We start from the raw sequence: 287 nt of genomic DNA, 5'->3' as shown, positions 1-287 counted from the left end.
GCCGAGGACGGCTCGGGCGATTGCGAGGATTTTCAGCTGCTCAAGCGCAGCCTGCTGGCCAAGGCCGGCCTGCCGCGCCGCGCCATGCGGATGACCGTGGTCATCGACGAGAAGGGCGAGGGCCACGCCGTGCTCACCCTGATCACCGACCGCGGCGACCTGGTGCTCGACAACAAGACCAGCCAGATCCTGCCCTGGCACCGCACCGGCTACACCTTCATCAAGCGCGAGAGCCAGGACGCCGTCGCCTGGGTCTCCCTCGGCGGCGTCACCTCCCCGGTCACCAC

General features: G+C 69.3%; 1 protein-coding gene. It reads left to right on the top strand.

The features are described 5' to 3' along the window. The coding region (locus MKK64_RS27860) for a transglutaminase-like cysteine peptidase (protein WP_243939007.1) at positions 1 to 287 on the top strand (287 nt) is incomplete at both ends.

Source organism: Methylobacterium sp. E-025 (assembly GCF_022829705.1).
Classification (GTDB): Bacteria; Pseudomonadota; Alphaproteobacteria; order Rhizobiales; family Beijerinckiaceae; genus Methylobacterium.
Note: the sequence above shows the minus strand (reverse complement) of the source record. Positions and strands in the feature narration are given on the sequence as shown.